Annotated in this window: 12 protein-coding genes; 5 read left to right on the top strand and 7 right to left on the bottom strand. The window is 69.4% G+C overall.

Translation table 11 applies throughout. The features are described 5' to 3' along the window. Positions 1–444: 444 nt before the first annotated feature. The 6 genes from htpX to ABD481_RS19475 form a co-directional block, all read right to left on the bottom strand. Entirely contained in the window at positions 445–1329 is an 885-nt protein-coding gene (htpX, locus tag ABD481_RS19450) for a zinc metalloprotease HtpX (protein ID WP_344667118.1), read from the bottom strand. 151 nt (positions 1330–1480) lie between these two features. Beyond that, positions 1481–2278, bottom strand: coding sequence for an ABC transporter permease subunit (locus ABD481_RS19455; RefSeq protein WP_344667119.1), 798 nt, complete (start codon positions 2276–2278; stop codon positions 1481–1483). Positions 2279–2288: 10 nt separating this feature from the next. Next, positions 2289–3572: a LolA family protein gene (locus tag ABD481_RS19460; RefSeq protein ID WP_344667120.1), complete on the bottom strand. Its 1284-nt coding sequence runs from the start codon at positions 3570–3572 to the stop codon at positions 2289–2291. Continuing rightward, a complete protein-coding gene (locus ABD481_RS19465) occupies positions 3569–4060 on the bottom strand; it encodes a YajQ family cyclic di-GMP-binding protein (RefSeq protein WP_344667121.1) in 492 nt (163 codons plus the stop codon). Before ABD481_RS19465 ends, ABD481_RS19460 begins: the two co-directional genes overlap by 4 nt. A 100-nt stretch (positions 4061–4160) precedes the next feature. Next, positions 4161–5780 carry a S53 family peptidase gene (locus ABD481_RS19470; RefSeq protein ID WP_344667122.1) on the bottom strand — a complete coding sequence of 540 codons (1620 nt, stop codon included), beginning with the start codon at positions 5778–5780 and terminating at the stop codon, positions 4161–4163. A gap of 97 nt (positions 5781–5877) precedes the next feature. Further along, on the bottom strand, positions 5878–7968 hold the full coding sequence (locus ABD481_RS19475) for a S53 family peptidase (RefSeq protein ID WP_344667123.1): 2091 nt from the start codon (positions 7966–7968) through the stop codon (positions 5878–5880). 81 nt (positions 7969–8049) lie between these two features. On the opposite strand from ABD481_RS19475, the gene ABD481_RS19480 reads away from it, so the two are divergent. Then, on the top strand, positions 8050–8712 hold the full coding sequence (locus tag ABD481_RS19480; protein WP_344667124.1) for an SIMPL domain-containing protein: 663 nt from the start codon (positions 8050–8052) through the stop codon (positions 8710–8712). Between the two features lie 8 nt (positions 8713–8720). On the opposite strand, the gene ABD481_RS19485 is transcribed toward ABD481_RS19480, so the two are convergent. Then, positions 8721–10829 carry an alpha-galactosidase gene (locus ABD481_RS19485; RefSeq protein WP_344667125.1) on the bottom strand — a complete coding sequence of 703 codons (2109 nt, stop codon included), beginning with the start codon at positions 10827–10829 and terminating at the stop codon, positions 8721–8723. An 89-nt stretch (positions 10830–10918) separates the two neighbouring features. On the opposite strand from ABD481_RS19485, the gene ABD481_RS19490 reads away from it, so the two are divergent. From ABD481_RS19490 to ABD481_RS19505, 4 genes are all read left to right on the top strand, one after another. Continuing rightward, complete coding sequence (locus ABD481_RS19490) at positions 10919–12850, top strand: glycoside hydrolase family 5 protein (RefSeq protein ID WP_344667126.1); 1932 nt, start codon at positions 10919–10921, stop codon at positions 12848–12850. Positions 12851–13034: 184 nt separating this feature from the next. Then, complete coding sequence (locus ABD481_RS19495; RefSeq protein ID WP_344667127.1) at positions 13035–15023, top strand: DNA/RNA helicase domain-containing protein; 1989 nt, start codon at positions 13035–13037, stop codon at positions 15021–15023. Positions 15024–15116: 93 nt separating this feature from the next. Further along, positions 15117–16973 carry a DNA/RNA helicase domain-containing protein gene (locus tag ABD481_RS19500; protein WP_344667128.1) on the top strand — a complete coding sequence of 619 codons (1857 nt, stop codon included), beginning with the start codon at positions 15117–15119 and terminating at the stop codon, positions 16971–16973. 158 nt (positions 16974–17131) lie between these two features. Further along, positions 17132–18946, top strand: a complete 1815-nt coding sequence (locus tag ABD481_RS19505) for a sigma-70 family RNA polymerase sigma factor (protein WP_344667129.1) — start codon at positions 17132–17134, stop codon at positions 18944–18946. Positions 18947–19022 lie beyond the last annotated feature (76 nt).

The following is a 19022-nucleotide window of genomic DNA, read 5'->3' on the forward strand; positions in this document are numbered from 1 at the left end:
GCCCAGGCGGTATCAAGGCGACCCTTCAGGCTTGTGCCCCAGCTCATGCGAGCCTTGACACCGCCTGGGCGGCGCGATTGGCTACGCCCGCCGAAGCGACGGAAAGACCGGAACCGAAGACCTAACTCTGGGTCAAACCAAAACCGGGGCGACCGGTCGTGATGGTGTCCCGTTCTGCTGGCCGCCGCCGGTCGCGATGCTGGTAAGGCGACCAGTCGCGATGCCAATCGGTCTGGCTGGCCGCCGCCGGTCGCGAGGCTTGCCGGTCCTGCTCGTCGCCGCCTGTTGCGATGTCAATTGTTCGGTTGCTAGCCGACACTGTCCTGCTGGCTGCTGCCGTTCGCGATGCGGGCAGCGCGGTTGGTCGCGGTGCCGAAATCATCTTGCTGGCTGCTGGCTGCTGGCTGCTGGCTGCTGGCGGCGATGGCGGTCGGGCTGCTCTCCCTACCGCAGCGACTGTCCCGCCAGGTCCTCCAGCCGCCGGACCCGGTCCGGGATCGGCGGGTGGGTTGAGAACAGCTTCGACATTCCGGCGCCGCCGCCGAAGGGGTTGGCGATCATCATCGAGCTTGTTGTCATCAGTTCCGGCTCGGGCGCCAGGGGCTTGTTCTTCGTGCCGTGTTCCAGCTTTACCAGGGCGGAGGCGAGGGCTAGGGGGTCGCCGGTCAGGCGGGCGCCGGAGGTGTCGGCTTGGTATTCGCGGGAGCGGCCGATGGCTAGTTGGATGAGGCTGGCGGCCAGGGGGCCGAGGAGCATGATGGCCATCATGCCCAGGAGGCCGGGGCCGTCGTCGTCGTCCGAGCGGCCGATGGGGATCAGCCAGGCGATGTTGACCAGCCACATGATTACGCTCGCCAGGGCGCCTGCTACGGAGGCGATGAGGATGTCGCGGTTGTAGACGTGGGACAGTTCGTGGCCCAGGACGCCGCGTAGTTCGCGTTCGTTGAGGAGGTTGAGGATGCCGGTGGTGCAGCATACGGCGGCGTGGTGGGGGTCGCGGCCGGTGGCGAAGGCGTTGGGGGCGTCGGTGTGGGAGATGTAGAGGCGGGGCATGGGTTGGCGGGCTTGGGTGGACAGTTCGCGGACGATGCGGTACATCGCCGGCTGTTCGACTTCGCTGACCGGTTGGGCGCGCATGGAGCGTAGGGCCATCTTGTCGCTGTTCCAGTACGCGTAGGCGTTGGTGCCGACGGCGATCAGCAGGGCGATGGTGATGCCGGTGCGCCCCCAGAAGCTGCCGATCACGATGATGATCCCGGACAGCAGGCCCATGAGGGCCGCGGTCTTCACCCCGTTGTGCCGGCCGTGACCGATAGTGCTGGCTGTCATCGATGTCCTTGCCCGTTTGTGGTTCCTTTCGTTCCCCTTGTGTCCAACGTAGGTGAAGATCTCTTCAGTTCCCGGATGTGTGGGCCGGGAGAGTGAGGTGGCGTTCGGTGCGCTACCCCGCGCCGGTGGGGGCGGGGGTGCGCCGTCCGGGTCAAAGGGCCAGGTCGCGGGAGGTGAAGCGGGCCCAGGCCAGGGAGGTGCAGATGAGGGCGTAGACGGCCTGGACCCAGAGGCTGTGGGTGATCGTGGTCCAGTACATCGGGGTGCGCAGGAGGTCGGCGAAGGACAGCCAGTCCTCGGAGAACAGCCAGGGCTGGAGGGTTGCGAGCTGGGGGATCGAGCCGGCGATCTCGGCGGCCACGATCAGGGCCACGGTGCCGGCCAGGGCGGTGGAGGGGGAGTCGGTCAGGGTGGAGATGGTCAGGCCGATGATGGCGACGCCGGCCATGCAGCAGGTCACGACCAGGGCGATCAGCAGGGCTCGGGCGAAGGCGGAGCCGAGGGGGATCGTCGCTCCGCTCAGCAGGGTCACGTCGCGCATGGGGAACAGCGCCGCGCCGGCGGCCAGGGCGGACAGGGCCACGGTGAAGGTCGCGGCCACGGCGAAGGCCACCGCCGCCAGCAGCTTGGCGGCCAGCAGGCGGGTGCGGCCCACGGGCCAGGCGAGCACGGTGCGCAGGGTGCCGTCCGCGGCGTCGCCGGCGACCTGGTCGGCCGCCACGGCGCCGACGGCCACCGGCAGGAACAGCGGCACGGTCAGGGCGAGGGAGGCGAAGACCAGGAACAGGCCGTTGCGCGCCACCTGGTTCAGCATTCCGGTCCCGGTCCCGGCGCCGAGGCCGGCCACCCGGACCGCGATCCCGACCAGGACCGGTAACAGGGCCAGGACGGCCAGGATCAGCAGGTTGCGGCGGCGCCGGAAGGTCAGCGCGAGTTCGATGCTGGGCATGGCTGCCTTCCTAGTTCCGGTCGGCCGGGGCGGGGGCCGGGGCGACGCCGGGAATGTGGCCCGGGGCGACGCCGGGAATCGGGCCCGGGGCGGGCACCGTGATCTGTTTTTGGTCCGGCGGGGTGCCGGTGGCCGGCCGCAGGCCGTCCGCGGGCGGCTGGGCCTTGTCCGCGGCGACGGTCGCCACCAGGGACTCCGGCGTCGCGAACGCCGCGTAGAGCCGCTGGTCCGGCGTGAAGACCAGGCTGACCAGGCGGCTGCTCCACACCAGCCCCACGGCGCTCTTGTCCCCGGCCGCCATCATCATCCGCAGGTAGCTCTGCAACGGCGTGCCCGGGGTGCCGGCCAGGGCCGCCAGCACGGCGGCGGTGCCCTCCGGGGCCGGCTGGTTCTTGGACTTCTCGGTGCCCAGCCCCGCGATCAGGCTGTCCGGGTCCACCCCGCCGATGGCGACGGCGGCCGTCCAGCCCTTGCCCGCGCCGCGCACGGGGTTCGCCGGCAGGTCCGGCTCCGGCTCGTCGACCACGGTGGCTCCCGGCGGCGGGATGAACCGCAGTTCGGCGGGATCGGCCTGGAAGCTGAGGGATTCGAACTCGGCCTTGATGGCGGGCTTCGAGGATCCCGTCGGGTAGACGGTCACGCTGACCGGCACCCCGGTCGCCGCGTCGACCGCGACGCGTACCGAGCCGACCGTGGTGCCCGGGCTGTTCGGCGTGATCCGCAGGACGTAGCAGTCACGCCCGGCGACGCGGGTCGTCCGCCCGGCCATGTAGTCGGTGTCGAACACCGCGGTCTGGATCGCCGACGGGCCGGTGAAGGTCTTGGCCAGCTCCGCCGGCGAGGCGAAGGACAGCAGCACCTCGGTCAGCGCGTCGACCGTGCCGTGGCGGGCCAGCTGCCGCGTGGAGTCCCACATCCACAGCTCGCTGTCGTCACGGACGATGTCGTACTCCGACATCGTGTCCAGCAGCGCCACCCGCTCCCGCTGTTCGCCGTCGGTGGCGTCGGCCACCACGCGCACCAGGTGGTTGCCGGACAGCAGCCGCAGGGGATCCGCGCCGCCGTCGGTGCCGAGCTTCGGCAGCCGGGGCAGTCCGATGTCGACGCTGAGCCGCACCGTCCCGGAGAACGCCCGGGCCGGCGACTTCCCCACCTTCTGCACCAGCCCTATCAGGGATATCCGGGGCAGGGCGGGAGAACCGGGCGCGCTGAGCACCTGCGAAAACGTGGTGACGGCCACGACTGCGACCGCCACCACGACAGGGGTCAGCAGACGCCAGCGCGGTCGTCTCACCTGTAGTTGGTGAACTGGATCGCGAAGTCGTAGTCCTGCTCCTTCAGGAGGGTCTGCGTCGCCTGGAGGTCGTCGCGCGACTTCGACGACACCCGCAGCTCCTCACCGATGATCTGCGCCTTCACACTCTTCGGCGCCTCGTCCCGGATCAGCTTGGAGATCTTCTTCGCGTTCTCCGAGGAGATCCCCTCCTTGATCGCGACGCTGATCCGGTATTCCTTGCCGGACACCCGGGGCTCCGAGGCGTCCACCACCTTCAGCGAGATCTTGCGCTTGATCAGCTTGTCCTTGAACACGTCGAGTACCGCCGCGACCCGCTCCTCGGAGTTGGCCCGCATCTCGATGCCCTCACCGGACCAGCGGATCTCGGCGTCCACCCCGCGGAAGTCGAAACGCTGGGCGATCTCCTTCGACGCCTGGTTGAGCGCGTTGTCGACCTCCTGGTGCTCGACCTTGCTCACCACGTCGAACGACGACTCCGAAGCCACAGTCCGGACCTCTTCTCTCTAACTCTCATCAGCGTCCACGTCCAGCGACGGACGTCCACATCCAGCGACGAACTGTCGTCGAACGATCCTAGACGCGTCCTCACCGCCATGAGCGCAAGTAGGACAGCGAAGGCGATCCCAGCCCGGTCACGGCGTCGTAACCGGCGCCCGTGCTGAGCAGGCCGTCGTCCCCCATCTGGTAGAGCCGGGCCTGGTGCACCCCCGCGCTGTCGTCGCCCAGGTCGACCACCGTCGCCGGGGGCATTCCCGGCCGTGACAACCCGGGGCACAGCGAAGTCGGGGTCACATCGTGGAACGCACCGGTGGCGGCCTTTCCGTAGAGTGCCGGGTTCAGGAACCCGAACGGATGACCCGCTCCCTGCTGCGCGTCCGCCATCAGCCCGGCGAACAGCGGCGTGGCCAGCGAGGTGCCGCCGATCGACGCCTCGCCGTACCCGGGCAGCCCGTTCGCCTGCTTCGTGGTGACGCCGACCAGGAAGCCGGTCATCGGATCGGCGTCCAGGGCCACGTCCGGCACCACCCGCATCGGCTTGGTCGCCTTCGCCCCGGACATCAGCGTCGTGCTCAGCGCGGTCGGGACCACCCCGTCCTGGTACGCCGGCTGCGGCACGTCCTCGCTCGTCCCGCCGCCGCCTCCGTACCGCCACTGCCCGGCCCCGGCCGCCGGGGCCCAGCCCTGGCCGTCCGGCGCCAGCATCGAGCGCCGGTCGCCCCAGCCGACCTCGCCGCCGTAGTTGTCGAACGGCCCGATCGCCAGGCTCGTCCCGCCGACCGCCGTCACCCACGGATCCTGCGCCGGATACTCGGTCTGCGGCCGTGCCGAGCCGGTGGCGCACTCGGCGGCCGGATCCACGGCGCCGCAGTCGCCGGAGGCGAACAGGAAGCTGATTCCCTGCTGTCCGCCGCGCTGGAACAGGGCCGAGTAGGCCGCCATCGTTGCGGGATCCTCGTCGCCGTAGATGCTGTGCGGGACGCCGCCCCACGAGTTGGAGACGATCGTCGCCAGGTGCTGATCCACGACCTTCTGCAAGGCGGCCATCAGATCGGTGTCGTCGCAGGAGGCGGCGGCGACGTAGACGATGTTCGCCTGCGGGGCCATGGCGTGCACGGCTTCGACGTCCAGAGCCTCCTCCGTCGCCCACGACGACGGCGACTCGCAGACGCCGTCGGTGAGGTGGTTGTAGGAGGGCGGAAGGACTTCGCGGTATTGCAGCGGTGTCAGCAGACGCTCGTCGTGGTTCATCGCGTAGCGGTTGGCGTCGGCGAGCATGGTGGGGGAGGCGTAGGCGTCGACGATGGCGACCGTCACGCCCGCGCCGCGTTCATGCGCCTGCGTGACGCCATAGGCGAAGCGCAGCTGCTCGGGGGTGTAGCCGCAGACGGAGAGCGGGTTGTGGCCGCCGAAAGCGTCGGGGACGTTCCTGGCCCGGTGCTCGCCGTAGTACCCGGAGCAGAGCTTGGGGCCCAGGTAGTGCGCGTCCGGATCGTTGGGCTCGTCCGTCTCCTCGGCCTGGTCGGTCTCTTCGAGGCTGTCGAGCTGGACATGGTTCGTGCGCATCGCGAGATGGTGCGGGGCGCCGTGCGGCGGCGTCGGCGGTGCCGCCGATTCCGACGGCGCCGCCGACGAGACCGGGCTCAGCGCGACGGATATCAGGGCCGCGGCCGCGACGGCGGCGGCCAAAGCGGTGCGAACGGACATGGACCCTCCCGGACAGTACGTCGATGTCCGTTACGTACCGTCCGGGTGATCGCGGGATGCGCTGACACCTCGAAAGGATGACCGCGCGTCCCGCTTTCTAGTGTTTGAAGGATTCGAGGTAGCCCGCGCGAGGGGCGCCGAGGCCGGTCGCCAAGTCGTAGCCGGGTCCGGCGGGCAGGCCCTGGTCGGATCCGAGCTCGAACAACCGCGTCCGGGCCTTGCCCTGCGCGTCCGGCCCGAGGTCCAGGACCGCGGAGATGATGGTCGGGGCGCCGGCCGGATGCGCGACGACGTCCATGAACGTGTTCTGGTTCGCGTGCTGGTAGATGACCGGGTTCGCGAAGCCGATCGCCCCGCCGCCGGCCGCGACCCTGGCCTGCTGGGCAACAGCCTGCACGCCCGCGAACATCGGCGTGCTCGCCGAGGTGCCGCCGATCGGGGTCTCGTCGTACCGGCCGGTGGTCGCGTCCGTGGCGCCGACCAGGACCGCGGTCATCAGGTCGCCGTTCATGGCGACGTCCGGGAGCGTGCGCATCGGCTTGGCCGCGCGGCGCCCCGTGGAGAGGGTGCGGGCGAGCCGGTCGGGCACCACGCCGCGCTGGTAGGACGGCTGCTGGAAGTCCTCGCTGGTCCCGCCGCCGCCACCGAAGTAGAAGTCGCCGGGGAACGGCACCCAGCGCTTGCCGTCGTCGGACAGCACCGACCGCCGGTCGCCCATCGACGACTCCCACAGCGGAGCCGCGTCGGGTCCGAGCGCCAGCGCCGTCCCGCCGACCCCGGTCACCCACGGCGAGGACACCGGCCACTCGGTCTGCGCCCGCGCCGACTCCGGATCGCAGCTCGGACCGGTCCGCACCGAGTCGTTGCCGCAGTCCCCAGTGGCGTAGTAGAAGCCGATGCCCTCGGCGGCGCCGTACGCGAACAGCTGCGTGGCCTGGGAGATCAGCGCCGGGTCGATTCCCCCGGTGGTGCGGTGCATCGTCTCCCCCAAGGACGAGGACACGATGTCGGCCGCACGGGTGTCGACGATCTGCGCGACGGTGGCGTTGATGTCCTCGTCGGAGCACGAGTTCGAGCCGAAGTAGTGGACCGTCGCCCCGGGCGCCATGCCGTGCACGGTCTCGACGTCCAGCGCCTCCTCCCCGGCCCAGTCCGCCGGCGTCTGGCACACCTTGTCGTTGGTGTGGGTCCACCTGGCCGGGGTGACCGTCTCCAGGTACTGGCCATCGGCGAACGGCGCGTCGCCGTGCGCCCGGGCGAAGCGATCGGCGTCGGCCCGCATGGTCGGCGAGCCGTAGGCGTCGATGACGGCGACCCGCACCCCGGCGCCGGTGAGGCCGGAGGCGGCGACGCCGTAGGCGGTGCGGAGCTGCGACGGGGCGTAGCCGCAGACGTCGAGCGGCTCCGGGGTGGTGTAGCCCGGAGGGAGCTTCGGGTCGGCGGTGACGGCGCCCCAGGTGGGGGAGCAGTTGATTTTGTTACTGCTCGTGGTGGTCGGTTTGGCGCCCGGCTTGGCGCTCGGTGCGGCCGGGGTGGTGTCGGCGGGCGGGTGGGCGGTCGGCTTGGCGCTGGGAACTGCTCCAGGCGAGTGAACGCCGTCCGTCGCGACACCACTGTCGACGTGCGCTGAGACCCGCGTGGGCCCACCCATTACGCCGCCCGAGTGACTCGTCCTCTCCTTCCGGGCCTGGAGGGCGGCGCTCGCACCCTCGCGCACACCCCGCTGCCGCGCCTGCCCGATCCGTGCCACGGTCGTCACGGCTCCGGTGACGTCGGCGGGCAGCGTCAGGGTCCGTAGGCCCAGGCCCAGGCTGCTGCCGAACGCCGTCCGCGCCGCTACGGGGCTCCCCGTGGCGTCGATCCAGTGCGTGCTTTGCCCGGTCACGCTCATCCCGGCCCGGCCGAGCCACCGCCGTACCGCCGACACCTGTGTGTCCGTCGCCCCGAACCGGGCCCGGGCCTGCTCCGGCGTCAGGAACCGCCCGTACTCCGGGCTGCCGGGCGTGGACACGGCCCGCGCGAACGCCTCCAGCCCGGCGGGGTCCCGCCCGGCCAGACCGATCCGCACACTCACCGATCCGTCACGGTCCGCCGACGCGCCACGGTCCACAGGCCGTCCGGTGGCGCCCTGCGCCGTCCCCGCCGTCAGAGCGACCGCCGCGACGGCGCATCCCAGATATCGAAGCATGAAACGGTCTTTTCCATCACGAAACGTTTCATGTCGGCAATCCATGAGTATGCCAATGGGTTCATCCGCTTTCCTGTCCTCATGACGCAATCCATCAAGAAGCCCTGGGGCATCTCCGTGTTCGGCGCCGCCAGCGTCGACGCCGCGCCCGACCTCGCCCGCCTCCGCCTCGCCTGCAACCAGACCGAGCCGACGCCCGCCGCGGCCTTCGCCGCCACCCGCGCCGCGACCACGGCCATCCGCGAGGCGCTGCGCGATCGCGGCGTGGCCGACGCCGGCATCTCCTCCTCGCGCCTGAACCTGAGCACCGCCTGGCGTTACCAGGAGGGCACCCGCATCCAGGCCGGCTACGACTGCTCGGTGTCCTTCGTGATCGAGATCCGGGATCTCGACTCCCTCGAACAAGTCCTCATCGACGCGGTCGCCGCCGGGGCGAACTCCGTCGAGGCGGTCGAGTTCGACGTGTCGACGAAGAAGGAGCTGCGGGCGAAGGCGCGCGCCAAGGCGGTCGCGGCCGCGCGTGAGAAGGGCGCGCTGTACGCCGAGGCCGCGGGCGTCGAGCTGGGCCCGGTCGTCCACATCGAAGACGTCGACTCGGACGCGTTGGTCAACACCTACCGGAGCCACACCCGCGACAGCGCCGGCGGCGACGCCGAGAGCAACCTGACTCCGGGCCGCATCACTGTGCAGGCGGCGGTGCACCTCGGGTTCGCGCTGGCCGGGGCTGTCGTGACGGATTTCTGAGTGCTTCCTCAGTCCACCCGCCGCAACCGGATCAACCGGCTCGCGTAGTCCCCCGCTGGCAGCCCCAGCTCCAGTCCCCGCTCCCGCAACAGCCGCCCCGAATACACCGCGCCCCAGAACAGGTCCTGATACGTCGACTCGTCCCGCAGCCCGACCAGCCGCACCGGTGCCGGCTCGTGCCCGAACCGCATCGTGGTCCGCCACACCAGCACCGCGTGCTCGGCGTCGTCCTGCGCCGCGTAGTGCACGCCGTTCACGCCATCAGCACTCTGCAACCGGTACGCGATGCCGCGCTGCACCAACGGCCGCACCTCCTTGTACTCGGCCACCAACTCCGCCGCCTCGGCCAGTTCCTCCGCTGACCACTCCGTCAGATCGCCGCCGATCCCGAGCACGCCGGCCATCGACACGTGGAAGCGGAACCGGAGCGGCGTCTCCCGGAACGTCATCGGGTTCGGGCTGTCCGTCACCCATGCCACCATCGCCGCCGCCGGATACAGCTGCCCGAACCCGGCCTGGATCCCGATCCGGTCCACCGGGTCGGTGTTGTCCGACGTCCACGCCTGATCGGTGCGCGCCAGCATGCCCAGATCCACGCGCCCGCCGCCGCCCGCGCAATCCTCGATCCGCAGCCCGGGGTGCTCCGCGCGCAACCGGTCCATGATTTCGTAGACGTTCCGCACGTGGTCGATCCACAGCCGGTCCGGATCCGCGTGCCCCGGCCACCCGGCCTCGGTCACCACCCGGTTCGCGTCCCACTTCAGGAAATCGACGGCGTGCTCCCGCACCAGCCGGTCCAGCGTCGCGTACACCCACGCCGCCACGTCCGGGCGCCCCACGTTCAGCATCAGCTGGTTCCGCAACTCAGTGGCCTGACGTGTCGGCGCGTGCACCACCCACTCCGGATGCGCCCGGTACAGGTCGCTGTCCGGATTCACCATCTCCGGCTCCACCCACAACCCGAACCGCATCCCCAGCCGGTGCACCTCGTCGGCGAGCGGTCGCAGCCCGTGCGGGAACGCGTCCTGGCGCGGCGTCCAGTCGCCCAGACCGGCATGGTCGTCCCGGCGCGCGCCGAACCAGCCGTCGTCGACGACGAACAGTTCCGCGCCGATCCGCGCGGCCAGTCGCGCCAGCTCGGTCTGCCCGGCCTCGGTGACGTCGAAGCCGGTGGCCTCCCACGAGTTGTAGACGACCGGCCGGTCCTCGTCCGGATGCGGCAGGACGTGGCGCCGGACGTGGTCGTGCCAGGCCCGGCTGGCCCCGCCGAAGCCGTCGGGGGAGAAGAGGCCGGCGAACACCGGAGTCACGACGCGCTCCGACGGCGCGAGGCTGAACGTCAGCGCCTCGTGTCCGAACCCGCCGGTGAACGTCACCCGGCCCACCGCGTCCCGGTGCACCGTGATCCGCCAGGTCCCGCTCCAGGCCAGGGCCGCGGTCCAGACCTGGCCGGAAGTCTCGGTGGCCTCGCCGGCGTCGAGGGCCAGCCACGGGTGCGCATGGTGGCTGGTGATGCCGCGTCGGGAGGTCAGCACGGTCTCGGCGACGGCCAGCCGGTCGCGCTGGAGCTGCATCTCGCTGGCCCAGCCGCCCGCGAGGTGGGTGAGGCGGTAGTCGGCGCGCTTCGGCAGCGCCCAGGCGGCGCTGTCGCAGCGTTCGACGACGATCGGGGCGGAGTCCGCGCCACCGGTGTGCGAGATCTCGGTCCAGCGCTCGATCACGTCGCTGTCGGGGCGGACGCGGTAGACGAGTTCCAGAGCCAGGGGATAGACGCGGTCGCGGAGGCGGAGACGCAGAACTCTGCCTTCCTCCTCGATGTCGTGCTCCACGAACGTCCACTGCGCCCCGCGGACGCCGTCGCCGAACCGCACGCGCAGCCCGGCGGGTCCGTAGCGGGCGCCGGTCTCGATCGGCATCTCGTCGGGGGCCGGGTCGGCCTCGAAGACGCTGTCGGCGGGGGAGCGCCAATCAGGGAGCTGTGTCACGTCGAGCGGCGGGCCCCAGTAGATGTGCCGCGGACTGCCGTCGGTGCCGATCCGTAGTGCGTAGACCGAGTTTGAGGTGCTGAGGAGTGCGGTTCCGTGGTCGGCGTCGAAGGTCACTTGCGAGGGGCTCATGGCGGCCGACCCTAAAGCTGCGTGATCGGTCTTGTCCATGTTTGTTGATTCCCCCACTATCAATGCGGGTTGATTCATAGGGAGGGTTCATGAAGGTCCGTTCCATCCTTTGTTCGTTGGCGTTGCTCGGTTCTGGGTTGTTCGCGCCTGGGTTGTCGGTGTCGGCGGCCTCGGCGGCCTCGGCGGCGTCGTCGGTCGCACCCTCGCCCGGGTCCTCGCTGGCCGCGTCCTGGACCGGGCCGCTGAGCACCAGCGGACGCTACGTCGTGGACGCGAACGGCAACCGCTTCAAGATGATCGGCGGCAACTGGGACGGCGCGCAGGGCCACTACCTGGGCAGCGGCTCTACCACCGACCCGGCGGACAACCAGGCCGGGGAGGTGTCGTACAACGTCCCGCTGGCCCTGGACCGGACGCCGATCGCGCAGATCCTGTCCGATTTCCACACCCTGGGGATCAACACCATCCGCCTGCCGTTCGCCGACGCGCTGATCCACGACACCTCGACCGTTCCCGACGCCGCCGTGGCGGCCAACCCGCAGCTGCGCGGCGAGACGCCGCTCCAGGTGTTCGACGCGGTGGTCAAAGCCCTGACAGACGACGGCTTCGCGGTGGTGCTGAACAACCACACCACCTCCTACCGCTGGTGCTGCGGGCTCGACGGCAACGAGCGCTGGAACAGCGGCCAGAGCACGCAGCAGTGGGAGTCGGACTGGCTGTTCATGGTGAACCGCTACAAGGCGAACAAGCGCGTCGTCGGGGCGGACCTGCGCAACGAGGTGCGGCGTGACACGTGGGACGACCCCAACTGGGGTTGGTACGACGCCCACGACGAATACGCGGCCTTCGAGGAGGCGGGCAACCAGATCCTCGCCGCCGACCCCGACCTGCTGGTCGTCATGGAGGGCATCAACTGGTACGGCATCCCCTTGGCCGGCCTCAACCACGGCCGCCCGATGCTCACCCCGGTGGCGAACCTGTCCAACACCCTGATCACGTCCAACAAGCTGGTCTACTCAGCACACTTCTACGCCTACACCGGCCCCGCCAACTCCGGCGCCGCCGCCGGCTCCACCGGAGCCACCAACGACCCCCGCTACGAGGACTACACCCCGGACCAACTCGCCTCGGTGGTGAACCAGGAAGCCCTGTTCGTCACCCAGTCCGGCCAGCACTTCACCGCCCCGGTCTGGATCAGCGAATTCGGCGCCGCCGGCCGCGGCTCCACCGACACCAAGGAACAGGCCTGGTTCGACCACTTCACCGACATCCTGGCCGCCAACGACACCGACTTCGCCATCTGGCCCCTCATCGGCTACACCACCCCCACCGGCACCCTCCAGGACAACTGGGCCCTCCTCTCCTACGACCCCACCGGCCACCGCACCGCCATCTTCGACACAGGCGACTGGCGCCTCCCCGACTGGAACAAGCTCCGCACAGCAACCACCCGCACCGGCCCCGTCCCACCCTCCACCCACTGGAACATGCTCGACCTCGACCACACCGACTACGACGTCTCCACCACAATGCTCAACCAACCCGACTGGTCCCCCGGCAACCGCAAAGCCGACTGCCCCGACACAGAACGCCTGACGGGCCTGTCCCGCAGCAACAGCCGCGGCCTATGCACCGACACCACCGAACCAACCAAATCCACCACCACCTGGACCACCGTCACCGACGAACGCTACGTGACCGAAGGCGACTGGGCCCCCGGCTACAGCAAACTCCAATGCCCCGACAACACTTTCACCGTCGGCTACAGCGTCCACAACAACGCCATGTCCGCCCTGCTGTGCGCCCCCTCCACCACACCCCTCCCAACCACCGGCCACACCGTGTGGTTCGACCACAGCGACAACCGCCCGGCTACAGGCGGCTCGACTGCCAGCGACTGGTCCCCGGGGTACTACAAGGGACAGTGCGCGGACGGGGAGTACGTGGCGGGGGTGGGGTATACGTGGCGGTGGAGTGAGGGTGGGGTGCCTGATGTGTTGTTGTGTCGGGGGCTCGCCTGACTGTTCGAAGCCGGTTCCACTCCGCATTCCCGGCGTGGCGCGACAATAGGCAGTTTCACGCATAGGAGTTGATAGGCTTCGTTGAGTCATTGCGGCCCGACGGGCTTCCGCGTCGTCGGATATGCTCCCACCCGCACGAGATTTTCGTGCTGCCATGGGGGGACGAACCGTGACGTTACTGCGCATGACCGCGCGCGAATTCGTATCCATTGACCGGGATGTGCTCGAGGCGCGGTTCCGCCTTGCCCATCTCTACAAGACGATCGGCGATGACCCGGATCGGAAGCTCGACCCTGCCGCTCCCTCGCCAGGGGATCTGGTGGCGTGGTGCGAGAGCGTCGTCGAGCTGGCCAGGGTGCTGGTCCGGGCCCGTCGGCCCGATCTGGTGATACTCGTCGAGTACCAAATCCCCAACATCCTCTACAACAGGAGCCCCGTCCGCATCGACGCTCTTGTCTGCGGGCGCGAGCCAGTGCGTGGCGATCCGCGCTATCTGGTGGTCGAGCTGAAGCGGTGGAGCGAGCCCAAGCAGGTGGCCACCGATCCCGAACTGGTCGCTATCGATGGGTACCGCAAGGACAAGGAGCATCCCGCCGCGCAGTCCAGCCGCTACAAGTGGCTGGCGATGGACGAGATCGACCAGTTCGCAGCATTCGAGGTCGACCTGCCGGCCATTGCTTACCTGCACAACGCGACCACGACCGAGGCCGATTGGTTGAAGTCGCTGAGCACCGCGAAGCCGAGTTGGGTTGTCCTGCGTGACGACGAGGACCAGTTCGTGAACTTCGTGCGCAAGACGTTCACTGAGGAACCGGGTGACTACGCTGCGGACGTCCTACGAGACAGCCGTGCCAAGAACGACGCCACGACCACGCTCACCAACAGCGCGGACGTGGTGGCGGGCAACGCGCCGTTCGCGTTGACCCCGCTGCAACGCGACGGGGTCAAGAGCATTGTGGAGGCCGGGTGCGATACCGCACCGCACGTCATCTTCGTGGAGGGCGGCCCGGGTACCGGCAAAAGCGTCGTCACCCTGCAGGCCTTGAGTCAGCTGCACAAGATGGGCAAGGCAGTACGACTTGTCACGGCGAGTACCGCCTATCGCGAGGCGTTGAAGAAGTCGCTGGCCGACAAAGGCATGAAGAAGCTGTCGTCGCTGCTCGCCACCACAGCGGATCTGCAGCGTCTTGACGAACCGCTGGACGTGTTGCTCTTCGACGAAGCCCAGCGGATGAACCAGTACCCGTCACGGACTCTGTCGTCGGCAGCGCGGGTGAACGACAATCGGTCGATCCACATCGTGATGCGCAGTGCCCGCGTGGTGTGCTTCGCGATGGACGTCGGACAAGTGGTGCGTGCCGACGAGCAGAACGACCATCGCAAGCTGCGGAAGCATGCCGAAAGCGCGCAGAAGAGAAAAGCCCAGCTATATGCGGCGGCCAATGGAGGTCTGGACGTCACGCACTTGCAGGACGTCAAGAAGGTCCACCTTCACGACCGTTTCCGGGCCGGGGGAACCGGCAACTACGAGATCTGGGTCGAGCGGCTCCTGGCCCCGAAGCCCGGTCCGGTCGCCTGGGTCCCGGGCGAGCGATTCCGGCTGCACGTCGCCGAGTCGCCGCAGTGGATGCACGGCTTTCTCCAAGAACGCATCAAGGACGGGCTTCGCGCGCGGATGGTGGCCGGGTTCTGCTGGAAATGGACGAAACACGGCAACCCGGAGGGCGACGGGCTGGCCTCGGACCACGTACACCTCAAAACGGAGGACGGCGTCTGGTCCTACCCGTGGAACGCCCACAAGCGCAGGGCTGATGCCCCCGCGTCGACACGCTGGGCGATCGACGACGAATTCGGTTTCGGCCAGATGGGCTGCGTTTTCACCTGTCACGGCCTGGAATTCGACTGGATCGGCGTCGTCATCGGTCCGGATTTCGTGTGGCGCGACGACCATTGGGTGGCGCGACGGCACGAACACAAGGACCGGATGACCGTGCAGGGTGTCCCGGCCGGTCAGAAGGACCAGAAGTTCGACGAACTTGTGCGCAACGTCTACCGCATCCTGCTCACTCGTGGCCTGCGCGGCGCGGTGCTGTACTCACCCGACTCCGAGACCCGTCAACACCTGGCCGGACTGGTCCACGGGATCACCCCTCCGGACCTGCCCGTGGCCTAGTCTTGGACCCGTCGAATCGGCGGCCCGACGGGCTTCCCACCGTGGATACGCCCCCACCCGCACGAGCCATTCCGTGTTGCCCAGGGGTGTCAGTTGCCGCTGTACCGCGTCCCCGCCGCGTCGCTCGCCGCCGAGGCGGGTCAGGATCCGGATACGCTCGTCTGCCGGCTGGGTGAGGCGTTCCTCTTCGCCTACGGCGGCGCCGCCGGCGAGGGTGAACGCAGAGCCTGGGCCCGGAGCCTGCCGGTGCTCGCGAGCGACTTGCTGGCAGCCGGGCTCGACAAGGTCGAGGTGCTGATCGAGTATCGGTTGCCGCAGTCGAGCAAGCGGGCCGACGTGGTCCTGTGCGGGGTCCACCCGCGGACCGGCGAACCGTCGTACGTCGTGGTCGAGCTGAAACAGTGGACGCAGGCCGAAGAACTGGCCGGTGCCGAGGACCTGTGCGTCGTTCCGGGTCTTGGCGAGCAGCTGCACCCGGTGGACCAGGTCGGCCGGTACTGCCGCTACCTCAGGGACTTCGTCCGGATCCTTGACGACGACGCCGTCCAACTGGCCGGCGCGGCCTACCTGCACAACATGACCGGGGCGGCGGGGGAGTGGCTCGCCGACCGGGTCGCCGACGACACCGGGCGGCTGTTCACCGGGTCCTCGCGCGACGATTTCCAGCAGTTCCTCGCCTCGCGGCTGAGCGCGGCCTCCGGCGCCCGCGCCGCCGACACGCTGCTGCGCAGCCCGGTCAGCCCCAGCCGGAAGCTGATGGACCTGGCTGCCGACGAGGTGCGGGACCGCGAGCAGTTCGTCCTGCTCGACGAGCAGCAGGTCGCCTTCTCGTTGGTGAACCGGGCCGTGCACACCGCGCGGGAGGCGAACACGAAGCAGGTGGTCATCGTTTCCGGTGGCCCGGGCAGTGGGAAGAGCGTCATCGCGTTGTCGTTGCTCGGCGAGCTCAGCCGTCTTCACTACCCGGTCGTGCACGCGACCGGCTCGCGGGCTTTCACCCTGACTCTCCGCAAGATCGTCGGAGAGCGGGCGCCGCGGGTGAAAGCGCTGTTCAAATACTTCAACGACTTCGCCGCCGCTCGCAAGAACGAGATCGACGTCCTGATCTGCGACGAGGCGCACCGGATCCGGGAGACGTCGGCGAGCCGGTTCACGAAAGCCGAGTTCCGCACCGGTCGTCCCCAGGTCGAGGAACTGATCGACGTCGCCAGGGTCCCGGTGTTCCTGCTCGACGAGCACCAGGCGGTGCGGCCGGGCGAGATCGGAACCATCGACGCCATCGAGACGGCGGCCGCCGACGCGGGAATCCAGACGGTACGAGTCGATCTGGACGGTCAGTTCCGCGCCGGTGGCAGCGCGGCGTACGACATGTGGGTGCGGCGGCTGTTGGGCCTTGAGGAGGGCGGACCGGTCCCCTGGGAGCCCGAGGAGGACGCCTACCGAGTGTTGCTCGCCGAGTCCCCCTCGGAGCTCGAGCAGTGGCTGGGCAAGTATCTCGAGGCGGGGCACGGCGCCCGGATGACGGCCGGTTTCTGTTGGCAGTGGAGCGATCCGGTGGCGAACGGACTGGTCCTCGACGTCCAGATCGGGGACTGGCACCGGCCGTGGAACGTGCGGGGCGAGCGCCGGGTCGGGGACGCGCCGCCGTCGCAGCTGTGGGCGACCGATCCGCACGGGTTCGGCCAGGTCGGCTGTGTCTACACGGCGCAGGGCTTCGAGTACGACTGGAACGGGGTCATCTTCGGTGACGACCTGGTCTGGCGGGACGGCCGATGGGTGTCGCGCCCGGACCGCAGCGCCGACCGGCAGGTCGCGCGAAGGGCGTCGCCGGACGAGTTCCACCGGCTGGTCCGTCACGTGTACAAAGTCCTGCTCACGCGCGGCATGGTCGGGACGGTTCTCTACTCGACCGATCCCGAGACCCAGGCCATGTTCCGGGAGCTGGTGTGAGGGCGCGGCCGCCGACCGAGTCGGCGCCCTGACCCATACCATGCCAATGGGGTGGCAAAACTTGCGCTAAAAATGCCCAGCAGAATTTCTGTGACCTTCCCCTTCGCGTACCGTCTCCCCAACGTCCGAACAAAAAAGTCGGGTGTTGGAGGTCCGGAATGATGATGGCGACGGAGACCGACGCGTACTTGGTGACCGCCGCGGCGGGTGGCGATCCCGCCGCCCTGGAGCGTCTGGTCTCCGACTTCCTGCCGTTGGTCTACAACGTCGTCGGGCGGGCGTTGCCTGTCGCGGCGGATGTCGACGACGTCGTGCAGGAGACGATGCTGCGCGTTGTGCGGGGGTTGCCGACGCTGCGTGATCCGGAGGCCTTCCGGTCGTGGTTGGTCGCTGTGGCCATGAACCAGGTGCGTGATCATGTGCGCGGCTATCGTGGGCGGCCGTGGCCGTTGGAGGAGGCGCTGGACGTCGCCGATCCCGGGGCGGACTTCGCGGATCTGACGCTGACCGAGCTCGGGTTGACCGGGCAGCGGCGCGAGGTGGCGATGGCCACCGCGTGGTTGGACGACGATGATCGCGAGCTGCTGTCGCTGTGGTGGCTGGTGGAGGCCGGGCATCTGACGCGCGGTGAGTTGGTCAGCGCGATCGGGTTGGATCCGCATCACGTGACGGTGCGGATCGCGCGGATGAAGGCGCAGCTGGAGATCTCGCGGGCGGTGGTGCGGGCGCTGTGCGCGGTGCCGATCTGCCTGGAGCTTTCGGACCTGGCGATGCATTGGCACGGACGGCCCGAGGCCGTGTGGCGGAAGCGATTCGCGCGCCACACCCGCCAGTGCCACACCTGTGCCTCGCTCGCCGTCGACTTCGTTCCGGCTGAGCGGTTGTTGGTACGGCTGGCGATGGTGCCGGTGCCGTTCGCGATGGCCGAGGGCGTACATCGGCGGGTTGCCAGCGCGTGGCAGAGCGGCGCGCTGCATGGCGGTGGTGTGAATGCGGGTGGTGGCGTGCACGGGGGCGGAACGCAGCCCACTGCGATGCAGTCCGGGCCAACGCAGCCTGCCCCAACGCACACCAGCTCCTTCCAACCCATGCCGACCTCCCACCGCCGAATACCCAAGCCCCCAGCCCGCACCGCGGCCTCCCACCTGGCCGCCAAAGCCGCCGTCGCCATAGCCGCCACGGCCGCCGTGGTCGGCGCCGTCGTCGTAGCCACCGGCATCGCCGACAACCCCAAGAACGAAGCCCTGGCCCAAGGCGCCACCGACGGCACCTCCTCCTCCGCTGCGGTTCCCGGCTCCACCTCCCCCGACGCGTCCTCGTCGTCGGCACCCGCGCCGTCCTCCGCCGCGAGTTCCTCGGCGTCCGCCTCCACCTCCGCCGCCAGCAAGTCGTCGACGGCCCCCTCGGCCCGCCCCGACAACCCCCGCACCAGCGGCGCCACGAAGCCCTCCACCTCCGCGAAGCCGTCCACGGCCGCCACCGGCAACCCGCCCCCGCCGTCGACCACCAGCGCTCCGCCCACGACGTCCACCGCGACCCCCGCCGGTCAGGTCTCCCCCGAGGACCAAGTCCTCGCGGTCATCAACCAGGCCCGCGCCGCCCAAGGACTCCCGGCCCTCACCCGCACCGCCGGCCTCAACAAGAGCGCCGCGGCCCACACCACGGTCATGGCGAGCGGCTGCGGCCTGTCCCACCAATGCCCCGGCGAGGCATCCCTCGGCGACCGCGAGACCGCGGCCGGCGTCTCCTGGAACGCTGCCGGAGAGAACATCGGCGAAGGCGGCCCGGTGGCGAACACCAACGACGCCATCGCCAAGATGGCGATCGGCCTGACGAACAGCATGCTCGCCGAGCAGCCGCCCAACGACGGCCACCGCCGCAACATCCTCTCCACGAGCTACCACCACATCGGCATCTCCATCTTCCGCGACAGCAACGGCACGGTCTGGATGACGCAGGACTTCTCGAACTGAAACAGCTCATTGACGATGCGCAACCGCGGTTGTACGGTCACGGCGAGTAAGGCAAGTTATCTTCCTTAACCGTTGT

It is taken from the genome of Catenulispora yoronensis, assembly GCF_039531695.1.
Classification (GTDB): Bacteria; Actinomycetota; Actinomycetes; order Streptomycetales; family Catenulisporaceae; genus Catenulispora; species Catenulispora yoronensis.

Bases quoted from the DNA above. Each gene is read 5' to 3' on its own strand.
- htpX (WP_344667118.1), bottom strand. From the start codon at position 1,329: ATGACAGCCAGCACTATCGGTCACGGCCGGCACAACGGGGTGAAGACC.
- ABD481_RS19455 (WP_344667119.1), bottom strand. From the start codon at position 2,278: ATGCCCAGCATCGAACTCGCGCTGACCTTCCGGCGCCGCCGCAACCTG.
- ABD481_RS19470 (WP_344667122.1), bottom strand. From the start codon at position 5,780: ATGTCCGTTCGCACCGCTTTGGCCGCCGCCGTCGCGGCCGCGGCCCTG.
- ABD481_RS19475 (WP_344667123.1), bottom strand. From the start codon at position 7,968: ATGCTTCGATATCTGGGATGCGCCGTCGCGGCGGTCGCTCTGACGGCG.
- ABD481_RS19480 (WP_344667124.1), top strand. From the start codon at position 8,050: ATGACGCAATCCATCAAGAAGCCCTGGGGCATCTCCGTGTTCGGCGCC.
- ABD481_RS19485 (WP_344667125.1), bottom strand. From the start codon at position 10,829: ATGAGCCCCTCGCAAGTGACCTTCGACGCCGACCACGGAACCGCACTC.
- ABD481_RS19490 (WP_344667126.1), top strand. From the start codon at position 10,919: ATGAAGGTCCGTTCCATCCTTTGTTCGTTGGCGTTGCTCGGTTCTGGG.
- ABD481_RS19495 (WP_344667127.1), top strand. From the start codon at position 13,035: ATGACCGCGCGCGAATTCGTATCCATTGACCGGGATGTGCTCGAGGCG.
- ABD481_RS19505 (WP_344667129.1), top strand. From the start codon at position 17,132: ATGATGATGGCGACGGAGACCGACGCGTACTTGGTGACCGCCGCGGCG.